This is a genomic window from Azospirillum brasilense (assembly GCF_008365405.1).
GTDB classification, from domain to species: Bacteria; Pseudomonadota; Alphaproteobacteria; order Azospirillales; family Azospirillaceae; genus Azospirillum; species Azospirillum brasilense_D.
Window position 1 is genome coordinate 1 of sequence record NZ_QOKV01000024.1, and the last position, 17,774, is coordinate 17,774.

The 17,774-nt window shown below is 69.5% G+C and carries 17 protein-coding genes; 14 read left to right on the forward strand and 3 right to left on the reverse strand.

Going from position 1 to position 17,774, the window contains the following annotated elements; all coding sequences use genetic code 11:
- The coding region (locus DS837_RS26410; protein WP_149166867.1) for a TRAP transporter large permease subunit at positions 1-239 on the forward strand (239 nt) is incomplete at its 5' end.
- Positions 240-316: 77 nt separating this feature from the next.
- On the opposite strand, the gene mgrA is transcribed toward DS837_RS26410, so the two are convergent.
- On the reverse strand, positions 317-1,357 hold the full coding sequence (gene mgrA, locus DS837_RS26415; RefSeq protein ID WP_149167459.1) for an L-glyceraldehyde 3-phosphate reductase: 1,041 nt from the start codon (positions 1,355-1,357) through the stop codon (positions 317-319).
- A 210-nt stretch (positions 1,358-1,567) separates the two neighbouring features.
- A complete protein-coding gene (locus DS837_RS26420; protein ID WP_425599276.1) occupies positions 1,568-2,359 on the reverse strand; it encodes a GntR family transcriptional regulator in 792 nt (263 codons plus the stop codon).
- Between the two features lie 259 nt (positions 2,360-2,618).
- On the opposite strand from DS837_RS26420, the gene DS837_RS26425 reads away from it, so the two are divergent.
- From DS837_RS26425 to DS837_RS26445, 3 genes are all read left to right on the forward strand, one after another.
- A complete protein-coding gene (locus DS837_RS26425) occupies positions 2,619-3,053 on the forward strand; it encodes a methylglyoxal synthase (protein ID WP_145687336.1) in 435 nt (144 codons plus the stop codon).
- Positions 3,054-3,250: 197 nt separating this feature from the next.
- The gene (gene uxaC, locus DS837_RS26435) at positions 3,251-4,654 is read left to right on the forward strand and encodes a glucuronate isomerase (RefSeq protein ID WP_149167461.1); all 1,404 of its coding nucleotides are present in this window, start codon (positions 3,251-3,253) and stop codon (positions 4,652-4,654) included.
- A gap of 181 nt (positions 4,655-4,835) precedes the next feature.
- Positions 4,836-6,359, forward strand: a complete 1,524-nt coding sequence (locus DS837_RS26445; RefSeq protein WP_149167462.1) for a UxaA family hydrolase — start codon at positions 4,836-4,838, stop codon at positions 6,357-6,359.
- A gap of 128 nt (positions 6,360-6,487) precedes the next feature.
- Here the strand turns inward: DS837_RS26445 and gcvA are convergent, their stop codons facing one another.
- Positions 6,488-7,402, reverse strand: coding sequence for a transcriptional regulator GcvA (gene gcvA, locus DS837_RS26450; RefSeq protein WP_149167463.1), 915 nt, complete (start codon positions 7,400-7,402; stop codon positions 6,488-6,490).
- Between the two features lie 123 nt (positions 7,403-7,525).
- Between gcvA and DS837_RS26455 the strand changes: the two genes are divergently transcribed.
- From DS837_RS26455 to DS837_RS26495, 10 genes are all read left to right on the forward strand, one after another.
- Complete coding sequence (locus tag DS837_RS26455; RefSeq protein WP_247890141.1) at positions 7,526-8,278, forward strand: TSUP family transporter; 753 nt, start codon at positions 7,526-7,528, stop codon at positions 8,276-8,278.
- Positions 8,279-8,584: 306 nt separating this feature from the next.
- Positions 8,585-8,752 (forward strand): hypothetical protein, encoded by a 168-nt coding sequence (locus tag DS837_RS32200; protein ID WP_170295986.1) that lies wholly within the window; start codon positions 8,585-8,587, stop codon positions 8,750-8,752.
- 52 nt (positions 8,753-8,804) lie between these two features.
- Entirely contained in the window at positions 8,805-9,776 is a 972-nt protein-coding gene (locus tag DS837_RS26460) for a Bug family tripartite tricarboxylate transporter substrate binding protein (protein ID WP_149167465.1), read from the forward strand.
- A gap of 62 nt (positions 9,777-9,838) precedes the next feature.
- Entirely contained in the window at positions 9,839-10,816 is a 978-nt protein-coding gene (locus DS837_RS26465; protein ID WP_247890142.1) for a Bug family tripartite tricarboxylate transporter substrate binding protein, read from the forward strand.
- A 71-nt stretch (positions 10,817-10,887) separates the two neighbouring features.
- Positions 10,888-11,376 carry a tripartite tricarboxylate transporter TctB family protein gene (locus DS837_RS26470; RefSeq protein ID WP_114859909.1) on the forward strand — a complete coding sequence of 163 codons (489 nt, stop codon included), beginning with the start codon at positions 10,888-10,890 and terminating at the stop codon, positions 11,374-11,376.
- A 27-nt stretch (positions 11,377-11,403) separates the two neighbouring features.
- Complete coding sequence (locus DS837_RS26475; protein ID WP_149167466.1) at positions 11,404-12,936, forward strand: tripartite tricarboxylate transporter permease; 1,533 nt, start codon at positions 11,404-11,406, stop codon at positions 12,934-12,936.
- 27 nt (positions 12,937-12,963) lie between these two features.
- Positions 12,964-13,635, forward strand: a complete 672-nt coding sequence (locus DS837_RS26480; protein ID WP_149167467.1) for a TerC family protein — start codon at positions 12,964-12,966, stop codon at positions 13,633-13,635.
- Between the two features lie 13 nt (positions 13,636-13,648).
- Entirely contained in the window at positions 13,649-14,527 is an 879-nt protein-coding gene (locus DS837_RS26485) for a universal stress protein (protein ID WP_149167468.1), read from the forward strand.
- Between the two features lie 38 nt (positions 14,528-14,565).
- A complete protein-coding gene (locus DS837_RS26490; protein WP_035682711.1) occupies positions 14,566-15,240 on the forward strand; it encodes a response regulator transcription factor in 675 nt (224 codons plus the stop codon).
- Positions 15,227-17,752 (forward strand): sensor histidine kinase, encoded by a 2,526-nt coding sequence (locus DS837_RS26495; protein ID WP_149167469.1) that lies wholly within the window; start codon positions 15,227-15,229, stop codon positions 17,750-17,752. The genes DS837_RS26490 and DS837_RS26495 overlap by 14 nt, the downstream gene beginning before the upstream one ends.
- Positions 17,753-17,774 lie beyond the last annotated feature (22 nt).

Here is a 17,774-nt window from a genome sequence, read left to right on the forward strand (position 1 = left end):
TGCAGTACGGCATGGACCCGGTGCAGTTCGGCATCGTCATGCTGATCAACTGCGCGCTCGGCCTCAACACCCCGCCGGTCGGCACCACCCAGTTCATCGGCTGCGCCATCGGCGAGGTCTCGGTCGGCCAGGTCATGCGCTCCATCACCCCCTTCTACGGCGCCCTCTTCATCACCCTCCTCCTCGTCACCTACGTCCCCACCTTCTCCCTCTGGCTCCCCCATCTCCTCATGCGCTGAGGCAACCTCCGCAGGGTCATGAAAAAGGGCCGCGCCGGCATCCCCGGCGCGGCCCTTTTATGTTTGCCTATAACGGATCAGCCGGCTTCGGCGTTCGAGGAGTTTTGCCACAGGTTCAGCCCGCCATCGACGGCGTGGCGGTCGATCTCGCCCAATTCCTCCGGTGTGAAGGCGGTGTTCTTCAGCGCGTCGAGCGAGTTGTCGAGTTGCTCCACGTTGCGGGCGCCGATCAGGGCGGAGGTCACGCGCGGGTCGCGCAGCACCCAGGCGATGGCCATCTGGGCCAGCGTCTGGCCGCGCCGCTGGGCGATGGCGTCCAGGGCACGCACCCGCTCCAGATTCTCCGGCGACAGGAAATGCGCCTTCAGCGTGCCGCCCTTGGCGGCGCGGGCGTCGGTGGGCTGGCCGCTCAGATACTTGGTGGTCAGCATGCCCTGGGCCAGCGGCGAGAAGGCGATGCAGCCGATCCCGGTCTCCTCCAGCGCGTCGAGCAGCCCGCCCTCGATCCAGCGGTTCAGCATCGAGTAGGAGGGCTGGTGGATCAGGCAGGGGGTGCCAAGGTCCTTGAGGATCGCCGCCGCCCGCCGGGTCATCTCCGGCGAGTAGGAGGAGATGCCGACATAGAGCGCCTTGCCCTGCCGCACGGCGTGGTCGAGCGCGCCCATCGTCTCCTCCAGCGGGGTGCGCGGATCGACGCGGTGCGAGTAGAAGATGTCCACATAGTCAAGCCCCATCCGCGTGAGGCTCTGGTCCAGGCTGGCCGTCAGGTACTTGCGCGAGCCCCAGCTTCCGTAGGGGCCGGGCCACATGTCGTAGCCGGCCTTGGTGGAGACGATCAGTTCGTCGCGGTGGGCCTTGAAGTCGGTCGCCAGGACGCGCCCGAAATTCTCCTCGGCCGAGCCCGGCGGCGGGCCGTAGTTGTTGGCGAGGTCGAAGTGGGTGACGCCGCGGTCGAAGGCCCGGCGCAGCACGGCGCGCCCGGTCTCGAACACGTCGGTGCCGCCGAAATTCTGCCACAGCCCCAGCGAAATGGCCGGCAGGTCAAGCCCGCTCCGCCCGCTGCGGCGGTAGGTCATGGCGGTGTAGCGGGCCGGATCGGCGCGGTAGAGCGATTGCATCGCGGTCTCCTGGCTGTCTTGCGCGGTGTTGGGAGGAACGTGACTGATATATTAGAAATCAGCTACGGTCCAAAGCCAAGTGCGCAGAGCAGCCTCATACCGTGGGCGGGTGATGGCTTCCATCACCCGCCCACGGTCGGACCCGACAGATCAATGCGATAGCATTGATTGAAAGGGTGATACGGACGAAGCCGTCAGGCGTCGTCCGTATCAGACCGGCTCGGCCTCGTCTTCCGAAGGAGCGGTGAAGTAGAGCGGGTTGGCCTTCTGCGCGTCGGCGATGGTGACCTGGAGATAGTCCAGATGCAGGTCGATGGCCTTCGCCGCCGCCTCCGGGTCGTTGTTGGCGATGGCCTCGATGATGACCGAATGCTCGGCGATCACGTCCGGCACGCGGCCCAGCACCGGCAGGGTCAGCAGGCGGTAGCGGTCCACCTGCACCTTCACCTGCTGCGTCAGGTTCCAGAATCCGGGATAGCCGGCGGTCTCCGCCAGCAGCGCGTGGAAGGTCTCGTCGGCCTGGTGGAAGCCTTCGAAATTCTGGGCGGCCTCCATCTCGCGCTGGAGTTCCAGATTGGCGCGCAGCTTGGCGATCTGGCTGCGGGTGGCGCGCTTGGCGGCGTAGCGGACGGTCGCCTCCTCCAGCGCCTTGCGGATGGCGATGGCTTCCGGCAAGGCGCCCAGCGGGATGCGGGAGACGAAGGTGCCGGATTGCGGGAAGATCTCGATCAGCCCCTCGTCGGCCAGACGCAGCACGGCCTCGCGCACCGGGGTGCGGCTGACGCCGTAATCCTGGGCGATCACCTTCTCCGCGACCGGCTCGCCCGGCTTGCGGCGGAGCGAGACGATCTCGTTGCGCAGGTCACGGTAGATCGTCGCCGCCACGGTGGTGCCGCGCTGGGCCGGACGGGCGACCGCCGCCGCCGTGCGGCGCCGGGTCCGCGCCTTGACGCCCTCCACCTGTTCCGAATCCACCGCCGATGTCTGCGCCGCCTTTTTCAACACCCGCTCCTGCCAGGAAAAGTCAGGGCGCCGGATCTCCGGACAGCGGCGTCGAACCCATTGTTTCACGCCGCGGACGGTCCGCCCTTCATCGCAATATACTAATACCCGGCGGGGTGGGTCAAACGCCTTGGCCCCGCGCGGCGCCCCGACTCCGCGCCAGTTTGTCCCACCGGGAAGCGCGTTGCGTCGCTCGTCAGTATACTAGTATATTCTAGAAAGCTCCACCGCGGAGCGCACAGCCTCAAGGACCGCCACCGTGGACCGCAAACGCATCGCCCTCGTCGCCCACGACGCCCGCAAGCCCGACCTGATCGGCTGGCTCGGCGCCAACATCCGCGCGCTGGAGGGCAACGTCTTCTGGTCCACCGGCACCACCGGCCGGCTGGTCCGGGAGGCCCATCCCCAGCTGGACATCACCTCGCTGAAGAGCGGACCGCTGGGCGGCGACCAACAGATCGGCGCGATGATCGCGGAGGGCCGGATCGACCTGCTCGTCTTCTTCGTCGACCCGATGACCGCCCAGCCCCACGACGTCGACGTGAAGGCGCTGACCCGCCTCGCCACCCTCTACAACATCCCGATGGCCTGCAACGAGGCGACCGCCGACATGGTGATCTCCTCCCCCCTCTTCACCAGCGGCTACCGCCCGCGGGCCGTCGACTTCGCCGCCCACGATTCGCGCCGCCTCTGACCCGCGCCCTCTTGACTTGGGCATCGCGCAGACAGAATTGTGGGCGGGACGCACAAAGCTCTTGCATCCGGAACTGATATATTAATATATTCCGACATGCGGGGCACGACCGGCGCAGCACCGCGCGCCACACCCGAACCACCCATTCAAATGGGCACCGGACACCCGTCCGGCATCCCTCTTTCCGGAGATGAACGATGCTCCACCCCGACCGCCTCTTCCCCAGCGATCCCACGCAGCGCGACATCGCGCGCCGGCTGTACGCGGAGGTGGGCCACCTGCCGATCATCAGCCCGCACGGCCACACGGACCCGTCCTGGTTCGCGAAGAACGAGGCGTTCCCGAACCCGGCGTCGCTGTTCGTGGTGCCCGACCATTACGCCTTCCGCATGCTCTACAGCCAGGGCGTGCCGCTGGAGAGCCTGGGCGTGCCGCGCAAGGACGGCGGGGCGGTGGAGAGCGATCCCCGCAAGATCTGGCGCCAGCTCGCCCAGAACTGGCACCTGTTCCGCGGCACGCCGACGCGCATGTGGCTCGACCACGCCTTCGAGACGGTGTTCGGCGTGACGGAGCGGCTGAGCGGGGCCAGCGCCGACCGCATCTTCGACCAGATCGACGCCTGCCTGCAAAAGCCGGAATTCCTGCCGCGCGCCCTGTTCGAGCGCTTCAACATCGAGCTGCTGGCGACCACCGAGTCGCCGCTCGACACGCTGGAGCATCACCGCGCCATCCGCGAGAGCGGCTGGAAGGGTCGTGTCATCACCGCTTTCCGCCCCGACCCGGTCGTCGATCCGGAGTTCGAGGGCTTCCAGGCCAATGTCGAGCGGCTCGGCGCGCTGTCCGGTGAGAACACCGCGACCTGGGCCGGCTACCTCGCCGCCCTGCGCAACCGCCGCCAGTATTTCAAGGAGGTCGGCGGCGCCACCTCGACCGACCACGGCCACGCCACGGCGACCACCGCCGACCTGTCGGACGCCGACGCCGAGCGGCTGTTCGAGAAGGCGTTGCGCGGCACCATCACGGCGGCCGAAGCGGAGATCTTCCGCGGCCAGATGCTGACCGAGATGGCCAAGATGAGCCTGGACGACGGGCTGGTCATGCAGATCCACCCGGGCAGCTTCCGCAACCACAACCCGGGCGTCTTCGAGCGCTTCGGTCGCGACAAGGGCGCCGACATCCCGACCGGCACCGAGTATGTGCGGGCGCTGAAGCCGCTGCTCGACCGCGTCGGCAACGAGCGCGACCTGACCATCATCCTGTTCACGCTGGACGAGACCAGCTACGCCCGCGAGCTGGCGCCGCTGGCCGGCCATTACCCGGCGCTGCGCGTCGGCCCGGCCTGGTGGTTCCACGACAGCCCCGAGGGCATGCGCCGCTACCGCGAGATGATCACGGAGACGGCGGGTTTCTACAACACGGTCGGCTTCAACGACGACACCCGCGCCTTCTGCTCGATCCCGGCCCGCCACGACGTGGCCCGCCGCGTGGATTGCGCCTTCCTGGCCCGGCTCGTCGCCGAGCACCGGATGGAGGAGGACGAGGCCGCGGAGCTGGCGGTGGATCTCGCCTACACCCTCGCCAAGAAGGCGTACAAGCTCTGACCGGAGCCTGACGACAGCCCCTCTCCCGCCCCGGGAGAGGGTGCCCGCGAAGCGGGCGGGTGAGGGTCGTACGAGGATCAAGACGTTGATCCTTGTCGGCACCCTCACCCTCCCGCCGCAGGGCGGCGGGCCCCTCCCTCTCCCGGGACGGGAGAGGGGATTCAAGAAAAGGACCACCACCATGGCATCGCTGACCATCCGCCTGCATCCCGCGGACAACGTCGTCGTTGCCGGCGCCGACCTGCCGGAGGGCACCCCCCTGCCCGACACCGACATCGCCGCCCGGACCACGATTCCCTCCGGCCACAAGGTCGCGGTGCAGGCCATCGCGGTCGGCGAGCCGGTGCGCAAGTACAACCAGGTCATCGGCTTCGCGACCGCCCCCATCGAGCCGGGCGACCACGTCCACGTCCACAACATCGGCATGGGCGACAGCTTCGAACGCGACCACGCCTTCGGCGCCGACTCCCATCCCACGGACTTCGTGCCGGAGGCGGAGCGCGCCACCTTCCAGGGCATCGTCCGCCCGGACGGGCGCGTGGCGACCCGCAATTACATCGGCATCCTGACCACGGTGAACTGCTCGGCCACCGCCGCGCGGATGATCGCCGACCAGTTCCGCGGCGACGCGCTAGCCGCCTACCCCAACATCGACGGGGTGGTCGCGCTGACCCACGCCTACGGCTGCGGCATGGGCTCCCAGGGCGACGCCATCGACGCGCTGCGCCGGACCATCGCCGGCTACGCCCGCCACCCGAACTTCGCCGCCGTGCTCGTGCTCGGCCTCGGCTGCGAGGTGAACCAGATCGACAAGCTGGTCGAGGTCGAGGGGCTGACCGTCGGCGACACGCTGCAGACGCTGGCGATCCAGGAGAGCGGCGGCACCGCCGCCACCGTGCGGGCGAGCGTGGAGCGCATCCGCACGCTGCTGCCCCGCGTCAACGACGTGAAGCGCGAGACCGCGCCGGCCAGCCACCTGATCCTGGCGCTGCAATGCGGCGGCTCGGACGGCTATTCGGGAATCACCGCCAACCCGGCGCTGGGCCACGCCGTGGACCTGCTGATCCGCAACGGCGGCACCGCGGTGCTGAGCGAGACGCCGGAGGTCTATGGCGCCGAGCATCTGCTGACCCGCCGCGCCGTCAGCCCGGCGGTCGGCGAGACGCTGGTCGAGCGCATCCGCTGGTGGGAGGACTACACCAGCCGCACCGGCGGCGAGATGAACAACAACCCGTCGCCCGGCAACAAGAAGGGCGGCCTGACGACCATCCTGGAGAAGTCGCTGGGCGCGGTCGCCAAGGCCGGCACGACCAACCTCGTCGAGGTGGTGCGCTACGCCGAGCCGATCACCGGGCCGGGCCTCGTCTTCATGGACACGCCGGGCTACGACCCGGTGTCGGCCACCGGGCAGGTGGCGGGCGGCGCCAACGTGCTGTGCTTCACCACGGGCCGCGGCTCCGTCTTCGGCTGCAAGCCGACGCCCTCGCTGAAGCTCGCCACCAACACGGCGCTGTTCCGCAAGATGCCCGACGACATGGACATCGATTGCGGCCCCATCGCCACCGGCGACGCCACCATCGAGGAGGTCGGGCGGGCGATCTTCCAGCTCATCCTCGACACCGCCTCGGGCCGGAAGACCAAGAGCGAGGAGCTGGGATTCGGCTCCGACGAGTTCACGCCCTGGCAGATGGGCGCCGTCATGTGAGCAAAAGGGCTTGCGCTCTGAGTGATATACTAGTATAAGTGTTTTCGTTCGGTTATCCTTTGAAACCCAGTCGGCAGGCCGCACCGCGCGTATGGTTCCGCCGAGTGACGTTTCTCCAAAGTGCGACTTCAGACCGCCGGGGCACGCTCCGGCGGTCTTTTCTTTTCGGGGTCCGACGATCCGACGGCGGCGCGCAGCCAGTCGCGGAAAACGGTGAAGCCCGGCTCCCGGTGCCGCGCCGGCCGCGAGACCAGATACCACGCACGCCCCATCGGCACGGCCAGCGCGAAGGGCGTGACCAGCCGGCCCGCCGCCAGATCGTCGGCGATGTAGAGCCGTGCCCCCAGCGCCACCCCCACCCCGTCCGCCGCCGCCTGCAAGGTCATCGCGTAGCTGCCGAAGGACAGCCCCTTCGAGGACGGCGGCGCCAGCCCCGCCGAGGCGAACCAGTGCGGCCAGTCGTCCGCCCAGTGCGACACCGAGAGCAGCGTCGCCGACAGCAGATCCTCCGGACGGCGCAGGGTCGGTGCCAGGGCCGGCGCGCAGACCGGCAGCATGTCGGCGGTGAACAGCTCCTCCACCTCATAGCCCGGCCAATGCCCGTCGCCCAGCAGCAGGGCGCAGGTCCAATCCTCGCGGATCGGCGCGCCGGCGCCACCGGTGGCGATGCGCACCTCCACGTCAGGATGGCTCTCATGGAAGGCCGACAGGCGCGGGATCAGCCAGCGCACCGCGAAGGTGGCGCCCACCCCCAGGGTCAGCACCGGGCCGTCGCGCATGGCGGCGGCCCGCTCGACGCTGTCCGCGATCGCGTCGAAGGCGCCGGTCAGGCCGGGTTGCAGCGCCCGCCCACGGTCGGTCAGCTCCAGCGCGTTGGCCCGCCGCTCGAACAGCGGGAAGCCCATCCGCTCCTCCAGCAGGCGCACCATGCGGCTCACCGCAGCCTGCGAGACGTTCAGCTCGCCCGCCGCCCCGGTGAAGCTGCCGTGGCGGGCCGCGGCCTCGAACGCCCGCAAGGCGTTCAGCGATGGCAGGCGCCGCATCCGATCCCCTCCGCATCACCCCAACATTTCCTGGGGGTCAGCATCAGACAATCCCGTTTGCGGCACAAGCGTGCCAGGGGCATCATGACCTCCACAGCCAAAGAAAACTTTCGGATGAGCGGGATGCTGACGGTTCCCCTGACACTCGGACTCGGCCTTGCGGCATTGGTGACCTCGTTCCTGTCGGGCCTGTTCGGCATGGCCGGCGGCATGGTGCTGATGGGGTTGCTGCTGGTGCTGCTGCCGGTGTCCTCAGCCATGCTGCTGCACGGGATCACGCAGATGACCGCCAACGGCTGGCGGGCGTGGCTGTGGCGGCGGCATGTGCAATGGGGGATCGTCGCCCGGTTCCTGCTGGGCGGGGCGGTGGCGGTCGGCGTCTTTACCCTGATCCGCTATGTGCCCGGCAAGGCGGAGGCGCTGATCGTGCTGGGGCTGTCGCCCTTCATGGCGATGGCGGTTCCGTCGCACTGGTCGCCGAACGTGTCGCGGCGCGGCCACAGCACATTGGCCGGCGTCCTGTGCATGGGCGTGCAGTTGATCGCCGGAATCTCGGGGCCGCTGCTCGATGTGTTCTTCGTGAAGTCCAGCCTGTCGCGGCAGAGCGTCGTGGCGACCAAGGCGACGATGCAGGTCTTCGGCCACCTGTTCAAGACGGTCTATTTCGGCTCCCTCGTCGCGGCGTCTGAGGCGGAGGCGCTGGACATCACGGTGACGCTCGTCTGCATCGGCATGGCGATCCTGGGAACGAACCTGTCGCGCCGCGTGCTCGACGCGATGAGCGACGCCCAGTTCCGCAGCTGGAGCCAGCGTCTGGTCGCCCTGACCGGCACCGTCTATCTCGGCCAGGGGCTGTTCCTGCTGGTGGTGGGGTGACGGTCGGGGGCGACACACTTTAAATTCCCTCTCCCGCCCCGGGAGAGGGAGGGACCCGCCGCGAAGCGGTGGGAGGGTGAGGGTAGGACCAAGGATCAGAGTCTTGATCCTCGTACGACCCTCACCCGCCCGCTTCGCGGGCACCCTCTCCCGGGACGGGAGAGGGAAAAACAATCCGCACCGGTCTCCGCCTCTTCCGGGTGGAGCGCCGAAATTTTGTGTGCCTGGGTGGTGGCTGACAGGTTCATGACAGGTTCGCCTGATAAACAGTTGGAACAACCAACCACCGTTCCCGGAACCTCCACCATGGCGACCGAATCCGCAGCCCGAAAGCCGGCGGAACCCACGGCGAAGACCGCAGCGGCGGACGAGCGGACCCCGCTCTTTTATGGCGCCGCCTGCGGCGCGGGGGCCGGCGGCTCCGTCCTCCTCTACGAGGCGCGCCCGCGGAGTTCCACCGCCAAGGCACCGTAAGGCGCGCCAAGCGCCATCCAAAAAACAAAAAAGTCCATTCGGAGGAAACACCATGAGCCTCGGCAACCCCGCCAAAGGGATGCTGGCGGCGGCCGTGATGGCCGCTGCCGCCCTGTTCGCCGCTCCCGCGTCCGCGGAGATCAAGAATCTGGAGATCATTGCCCCCGCCAACGCCGGCGGCGGCTATGACCAGCACGCGCGCGCCATGCAGCAGGTCCTTCAGGACCACAAGCTGGCCTCCAGCGTCCAGGTGGTCAACATTCCGGGAGCCGGCGGCACCATCGGCCTCAGCCAGTTCGTCACCGCCAAGAAGCGCAACCCCGGCCTGATGATCTCCGGCCTCGGCATGATCGGGGCGATCCTGATCAACAAGTCGCCGGTGTCGCTCGATCAGGTGACCCCGCTGGCCCGCCTGACCGGCGAGTACCAGCCCATCGTCGTGGCCGCGGATTCGCCGCTGAAGACGCTCGACGACCTCGTCCGGAAGTTCAAGGCCGATCCGGGCTCCGTCTCCTGGGGCGGCTTCGCCGTCGGCAGCCCGGACCACATCCTCTACGGCCTGCTGGTCAAGGCGATCGGCGGCGACGTCTCCAAGATGAACTACATCGCCGCCGGAGCGGGCGGCGAGATGATGGCCTCGGTGCTCGGCGGCCACATCACCGTGGCGACCGGCGGCTACAACGAGATGGCCTCCCAGCTCCAGGCCGGAAAGCTGCGCGCCCTGGCGATCTCCGCCCCGCAGCGCCTCCCCGGCATCGACGTCCCGACCTTCAAGGAGCAGGGCGTGGATGTGGAACTGGTGAACTGGCGCGCGGTGATGGCGCCGGGCAACCTGAAGGCGTCGGAAAAGCAGGCCCTCGACGACGCGGTCGGTGCCATGGTCCGCACCGACGAGTGGAAGCGCATCGCCGCGGAGCGCGGCTGGATCGACCTCTACCTGCCGTCCGACCAGTTCGCCGCCTTCGTGAAGGACGAGCGGACCCGGATCGAAGGCGTCCTGACCGAGTTGGGCCTCGTCAAGTGACGAACAGCCGGCGGCGGCCCGCCGGTTTTCAAAACAAAAACACACCCATGGAGCGAAGCGTCATGACCATCCGCATGCCGGGCGCCGTGAAGGGCGTCCTGACCGCCGCCGTTCTCGCCACAGCCGCCCTCGCCGCCACCCCGTCACTGGCCGAGATCAAGGGGCTGGAGATCATCGCCCCGGCGAGCCCCGGCGGCGGCTGGGATCAGCACGCCCGCACCCTCCAGCAGGTTCTCCAGGACCAGAAGCTGGCTTCCAACATCCAGGTCGTGAACATCCCCGGCGCCGGCGGCACGGTGGGCCTCGCCCAGTTCGTCACCGCCAAGAAGCGCACGCCGACGATTCTGGTCGGCGGCCAGATCATGCTGGGCGCCATCGTCACCAACAAATCGGCGGTGACGCTCGATCAGGTGACCCCGCTGGCCCGGCTGACCGGCGAATACACCGCCATCGTCGTTCCCCCGGATTCGCCCATCAAGACCTTCGACGACCTCATCAAGACGTTCAAGGCGAACCCCGGCTCGGTCTCCTGGGGCGGCGGCTCGGCGGGCGGCAGCGACCAGATCCTCGCCGGGCTGATCGCCAAGGCGGTCGGCGTCGATCCCAACAAGGTCAACTACGTCGCCACCGCGGGCGGCGGCGAGCTGCTGGCCTCGGCGCTCGGCGGCCATGTGACCCTTGGCATGGGCGGCTACAGCGAGTTCGCCCCGCAGTTCCAGGCGGGCAAGCTGCGCGCCATCGCCGTCTCCGCTCCGCAGCGCCTGCCGGGCTCCGACACGCCGACCATGAAGGAGCAGGGCGTCGATCTGGAGTTCGTCAACTGGCGCGGCGTCTTCGCCCAGTCCTCCGCCAAGCCGGCGGAGCTGAAGGAACTCCAGGAGGCCGTCGCCAAGGCGGTCGCCAGCGACGAGTGGAAGCAGGCCGTGAAGCAGCGCGGCTGGATCGACCTCTATCAGCCCTCCGCCGAGTTCGCCTCCTTCCTGAAGCAGGAGCGCGCGCAGATCGAAGGCACGCTGAAGGACATCGGCCTCGTGAAGTAAAGGCCCGAACCAGATGGGCGCGGTCGCCGCGCCCATCGGTCCGCAAAAAAACAGTCTGGGAGGATGAAGCGATGACCACCGGTCGGAGCATGCGCGCCGGAGAGGCGGTGCTGGGCGGCGGGCTGATCGCCCTTGGGGGGCTGATCGCGGTCGAGACCATGCTGACGCCAAGCGTCGGCCGGGCGGTGGTCGGCCCCGCCCTGTTTCCCTACCTGATCTCGGGCGGCCTCGTCCTGGTCGGCCTGTCCCTGCTGCGCGAGGCCTTCGCCGGGGCCATCGCCCACGCCGAGGGGCTGGAATTGGACCTCTGGGCGGTGGCGCTGGTCGCGGCGGGGCTGGCCGTCCAGTTCCTGCTGCTCGACACGCTGGGCTGGATTCCCTCCACCACCATCCTGTTCGCCGCGGTCTCCCGCGCCTTCGGCGGCCGGCGGCTGATGGTCAATCTCGCCATCGGGCTGGCGCTCGCCGCCTTCACCTTCGTGGCCTTCAATTACGGGCTCGGCCTGAACCTGCCCGAGGGCAGCATCGTCGAACGGCTCACGTCAGCCGACGCCGAATAAGCCCCGCATCGGGAAGGAAACCGCACAATGGACACCCTTGCCGCCCTGGGCCACGGCTTCCTCGTGGCGCTGACCCCCTACAACCTGCTGTGGTCGGCGATCGGCGTGACCGTGGGCACCGCGGTCGGCGTGCTGCCCGGCATCGGCCCGGCGCTGACCGTGGCGCTGCTGCTGCCGGTCACCTACGGGCTGGAGCCGACCTCCGCCTTCATCATGTTCGCCGGCATCTATTACGGCGCGATGTACGGCGGCTCGACGACCTCGATCCTGCTGAACGCGCCGGGCGAGTCCGGCAGCATCGTCACCGCCATCGACGGCCACGCCATGGCCCGCCAGGGCCGCGGCGCCCAGGCGCTGGCGACCGCCGCCATCGGCTCCTTCATCGCCGGCACCATCGCCACCGCGGCGCTGACCTTCGTCGCCCCGCTGATGGTCAAGATGGCCCTGCTGTTCGGCCCGGCCGAGTATTTCGCGCTGATGGTGCTGGCGCTGACCACCGTGACCGCGGTGCTGGGCAGCTCGCTGGCGCGCGGGCTGGCGAGCCTGTTCCTCGGTCTGGCGCTGGGTCTGGTCGGCATCGACATGCAGACCGGTCAGGCGCGGCTGGCCTTCGGCGTGCCGGAGCTGCTCGACGGCATCGACACGGTGGTCGTCGCGGTCGGCCTGTTCGCGGTCGGCGAGACGCTCTACGTCGCCTCCCGCCACCGCTTCGAGACGGAGGAGATCTACGCGCTCAAGGGCTCCAAATGGATGAGCCGGGAGGACTGGAGCCGCTCGTGGAAGCCGTGGCTGCGCGGCACGCTGCTGGGCTTCCCCATCGGCACCCTGCCGGCGGGCGGCAGCGAGATCCCGACCTTCCTGTCCTATCTGGTCGAGAAGCGTCTGGCGAAGAAGCCGGAGGAGTTCGGCAAGGGCGCCATCGAGGCCGTCGCCGGTCCGGAGGCCGCCAACAACGCGTCGGCCGCCGGTGTGCTGGCGCCGCTGCTGTCGCTCGGCCTGCCGACCTCGGCGACCGCCGCCATCATGCTGGCCGCCTTCCAGCAGTACGGCCTGCAACCCGGCCCGACGCTGTTCGACAACAACCCGGAGTTGGTCTGGGGCATGATCGCCAGCCTCTACATCGGCAACGTGCTGCTGCTGGTGCTGAACCTGCCGCTGGTCGGCTTCTGGGTGAAGCTGCTGCTGATCCCGCGGCCCTGGCTGTACGCCGGCATCCTCGTCTTCTCGTCGCTGGGCGCCTACACGCTGAACAACAACGTCATCGATCTGGTCATCCTGTGGGTGATCGGGCTGGTCGGCTTCGGCATGCGCGTGCTGAACGTGCCGGTGGCGCCCTGCGTGGTCGGGCTGATCCTGGGGCCGCTGGCCGAACAGCAGTTCCGCCGCGCGCTGGCGATCAGCCAGGGTGACCCGTCGGTCTTCCTGACCCACCCGATCTCGGCGGCCCTGCTGATCGTCGCGGCCCTGCTGGTGATCGGCCCGATGGTCCTGCGCTACCGGAGCAACGGAGCGGGCAAGGGCGACAGCGCTTCCCGGTCCGACACCCATCCCGCGACGTAAGACCGCCACTCCGCGAAGGACTTCTCCATGGAAAGCGTCGATCTCTGGTCCCAGCTCGCCGCCTTGGGACAGGTCATCGCCATCGACCTCGTTCTGGCCGGCGACAACGCCATCGTCGTCGGCATGGCCGCCGCCGCGGTGCCGCTGGCGCAACGCCGCAAGGTGATCGTCTGGGGCATCGGGGCGGCCATCGTCCTGCGCATCTTCTTCGCACTGATCACCACGCAGCTTCTCGCCATCATCGGCCTGACCCTGGCCGGCGGCATCCTGCTGCTGTGGGTCTGCTGGAAGATGTTCCGCGAGCTGCGCTCCCACGGGATGGACGAGGTGGCGCCCGACGAGGCGATGGACGCCCCCGACACGCCGGTGGGCGTGTCCGGAAGCGCCGCCGCCGGTGCCGCGGTCGGCGGCGTCACGGTGGGCGCGGCGATCTGGCAGATCGTGGTGGCGGACGTGTCGATGTCTCTCGACAACGTGCTGGCGGTGGCCGGTGCGGCCAAGGACCACCCGACGATCCTGGTCATCGGCCTGCTGCTGTCCGTCATCCTGATGGGGGCGGCGGCCAACATGATCGCGCATGTCCTGCACAAGCATCGCTGGGTCGGCTGGGTCGGTCTCGTCATCATCACCTATGTGGCGCTCGACATGATCTGGCGCGGCAGCAACGAAGTCCTCATGCACACCTCCCGGCTATCGTGACGGAGCGCTTCCGATGATCAAGAAGGTACTCGTTCCCCTGACCGGACGGCCGCTAGACCGCCGCGCCATCGCCACAGCCTTCCTGCTCGCCACCCGCTTCCGCGCCCATGTGGAGGGGTTGAGCGTCATGCCGCAGGTCGAAATCCGCACCTCCGTGGAAAGCGCCGCGATCCCCAAGGCGCTGGTCGAGCAGCTCATCCGCATCGGGCAGGAGGATCAGGCGCGGGTGATCGACTCCGCCCACGGCCTGTTCGAGGAATTCCGCAACCACTTCGGCGCCGCGGAGGCGGACAGCCTGACCGGCGGCGGCGAGGGCGCGGACGGCCTGTCCGCCTCCTGGCAGCAGGCGACCGGCCCGCTGGCCGAGACCCTGGCGGAGGAGGCGCGGCTCGCCGATCTGGTGGTGATCGCCCAGACCTCCGACAGGACCAACGCCATGGGTCCGGCCATCGAGGCCACCCTGTTCGGCTCGGGCCGTCCGCTGCTGCTGGCCCCGGCGGCCGAACCGGCCTCGGTGGGCTCCGCGGTCGCCGTGGCCTGGGACGGCGGGGCTGCGGCCTCGCGGGCGGTCGCGGCGGCATTGCCCCTGCTGCAACGCGCCGGCAAGGCGGTCATCCTGTCGGCGGAGGTCGCCGATCCCGGACGCACCGCCGACCCCGACCGCCTGTCCGCCTACCTCGCCCTGCACGGCGTCGCGGCGACCATCCGCAAGGTCACGGCGTCGGGTCGCGCGGTCGGGCGGGCCTTGCAGGAGACAGCGGCGGAGGCCGGCTGCGACCTGCTGGTGATGGGCGCCTACGGCCACAGCCGCGTGCGCGAACGGGTGTGGGGCGGCGTCACGCTCGACGTGCTGCGCGAGCCGCCCGCCATTCCCATCTTCATGGCGCACTGATTTGTGCATTACGGTGCCCCGGCACCGGGAGACGGACCATGCGCATACTCGTCGTCGAGGACACCGAGGATCTGGCCGATGCCATCGTCCACCGGCTGCGCAAGCTGGGCTACGCCGTCGACTGGGCGCCGACCGGCGACGAGGCGGAGGAGCTGTTGCGCCAGGAAGCGTACCAGCTCGTCCTGCTCGACATCATGCTGCCGGGGGTGGACGGGCAGACTCTGCTGAACCGCCTGCGCCAGCGCCGCGACGCCACGCCGGTGCTGGTGATGACCGCCCGCTCCCAGGTCAATGTGCGGGTCGACCTGCTCGACCTCGGCGCCGACGACTTCATCGTCAAGCCCTTCGACCTGCGGGAGCTGGAGGCCCGCTGCCGCGCCCTGCTGCGCCGCTCGCACGGGCTCGCCTCCTCGCGGACGCAGTTCGGCAATCTGGTCTTCGACGCCGCGGCCAAGAAGGTGCTGATCGACGCCCGCCCCGTCGATCTGGGTGGCCGCGAGTTCCGGCTTCTGGAGCTGTTCCTCAGCAACCTGAACACCGTCCTGTCCAAGGAGGACCTTATGGACCGGCTGTTCAGCCTCGACCAGCCCACCGCGCTGAACGCCATCGAGTTGTATGTCTCCCGCCTCCGGCGCAAGCTGGAGGGCGCGTCGGTGGAGATCCGGACGGTTCGGGGGCTGGGGTATGTGGCGGAAGTGTGTGCCGAAGGCTGAAGGATTCTCGCTGCGGCGGCGGCTGTTCATCCGGCTGCTCGGCGTGCTGGCCGTTCTGACCGCCGGCCTGTTCCTGTTCGTCAGCGCCTACGCCCAGCGCGCCGCCGACGCCGCCTTCGACCGGCTGCTGATGGCGTCGGCCCTGTCGATCTCCGACACGGTGCGGGTGGAGGACGGGCGCTTTTCCGTCGACCTGCCCTACTCCTCGCTGGGCATCCTGGCCCAGGCGCGGCGCGACCGCGTGTTCTACCGGATCACCGCCCCGGATGGCGAGCTGGTCACCGGCTACCACGACCTGCCGGTGACGCCCGCCAAGGCCGGGGTCGCCGGCGCGGCCGGCAGCGATTCCGCCACCCGGTTCGAGAACGCCACCTTCCGCGGCATGCCGGTGCGGGTCGCCGTCCTGAAGCGGTTCGCGGCACAGCCGGAGCTCGGCGGCTGGGTCACCATCGCCGTCGCCCAGACACGGGAGGAGCGCGGGGCGCTGGCCCGCGACATCCTGGCGAACGCCTTCCTGCCCATCGCCTTCACCGTCGTCGCGGCGGGTGGGCTGATCTGGTTTGGGGTGCGGCAAGCGCTGGCCCCGCTGGGCTCGCTGGAGCGGATGATCCGCGAACGGCAGCCCCACGACTTCTCCCCCATCGCCATGCCGCCGCCGCAGGAGGTCTCCCAGCTCGTCCAGGCGATCAACCAGCTCATGGCGCGGCTCAAGGCCAACCTCGACACCATGCAGACCTTCCTGGCCGACGCCGCCCACCAGATCCGCACGCCGCTGGCCAGCCTGCGCCTGCAGGCCGAACTCGCCATCGACGAGGACGATCCCGACGCCCTGCACCGCATCGCCCAGCGCGTGCACCGCAACGCGGTGGAGGCCAGCCAGCTCACCAGCCAGCTCCTCAACCACGCCATGGTGATCCACCGCAGCGAGGCGCTGAAGCCGGAGGACGTCGATCTCGGCGCCTTGCTGGAGCAGGTGTTCCAGCGCGCCCGCGCGGTGGCCGGCGACACGGCGATCCGCCTGGACATCGACCGCGCGGCGGAGCCGGCCACCGTTCCCGGCGACGCCATCAGCCTGCGCGAGGCGCTGACCAACCTGCTCGACAACGCGGTGAAGTACGCCGGCCCGTCCGGCCCCATCGACCTGACGCTGACCCCCCGGCCAAACGGGCGGGGCCTGCGCGTGGAGATCGCCGACCGCGGCCCCGGCGTGCCGGACGCCGAGAAGCGCCGCGTGCTGGAGCGCTTCGGGCGCGGCAGCTCCGCCGCGGGGGTGGCGGGCAGCGGCCTGGGCCTCGCCATCGTCACCTCGGTGGTGGAGGCGCACGGAGCGGATTTGTCCCTGCTCGACCGCCCCGGCGGCGGGCTGGTCGCGCGCATTGACTTCCCGGAGGCGGGCGGCGCCGCCCCGTCGGGAGGAGGGGCCGCGCGGGCCCTGCTGCCCCTGCTGGTCCTCGTCGCCCTGCTCTGGGCGCCCTGGGCGCAGGCGGCGCAGCTGTTCACCTACCCCGCCCCCGGCGGCGAGCGGGAGCGGCTGCGCATCCATTCGGCCACCGACCGGCAGGCCATCGAGCCGCTGGTCCTCGATTTCCAGCAGCTCCACCCCGACGTCACCGTCGAGTACAAGGACATGGACACCGCCGACCTCTACGCCGAGGCGGTGGCCGTGCCGGCCAAGGGGGCGCCAGCCAAGGGGTCGGCGGAAACGCCCGACCTGCTCATCAGCTCCGCCTCCGACCTGCAGGTGAAGCTGGTCAACGACGGCCATACCCAGCCCCACCGCTCCGCCCTGACGGACGCGCTGCCGGATTGGGCGAACTGGCGGGACGAGGCGTTCGGCTTCACCTTCGAGCCGGCGGTGATCGCCTACAACCGCGATCTTCTGCCGGACGCCCAGGTGCCGCGCACGCGCCCGGCGCTGATCCGGCTGCTGCGCGACGACCCGGCGCGCTTCGGCCGGCGCGTCGCCACCTACGACACCGCCACCAGCGGCATCGGCTATCTGCTGGCCGCCCACGACGCCCTGCTGTTCGGCCAGTACTGGCAGCTCGTCGCGATGATGGGCAACGCCCAGGCGCGGCTGGCCTGCTGCTCCGGCGACATTCTCGACATGGTGGAGCGGGGGGAGGTGCTGATCGCCTACAACGTCCTCGGTTCCTACGCACGGGCGCGGGCGGCGGCGGGGGCGCCCATCGGCATCGTGGTGCCGGAGGACTACACGCTGGTCATCTCCCGTGTGGCGGTGATCCCCCGGACGGCGCCCCGGCCGCAGCTCGCCGGCCGGTTCATCGACTATCTTCTGTCGCCGCGCGGGCAGGAGGTGGTGGCCGACCGCTCCGCCCTCTACGCCATCTCCTCCGGCATCAAGCGGGAGGCATCGGCGTCGGGCCTGCGCTCCAGCACGGCGGCGCCGCTGCACCCCATTGCCCTCAGCCCGGCCCTGCTGGTGTTCCTCGACCGGCTGAAGCGGGAGCGGTTCCTGCAGCAATGGCAGTCGGCGATTTTGCTACCTTGAGCCGGTGACCACCCGCAAACCG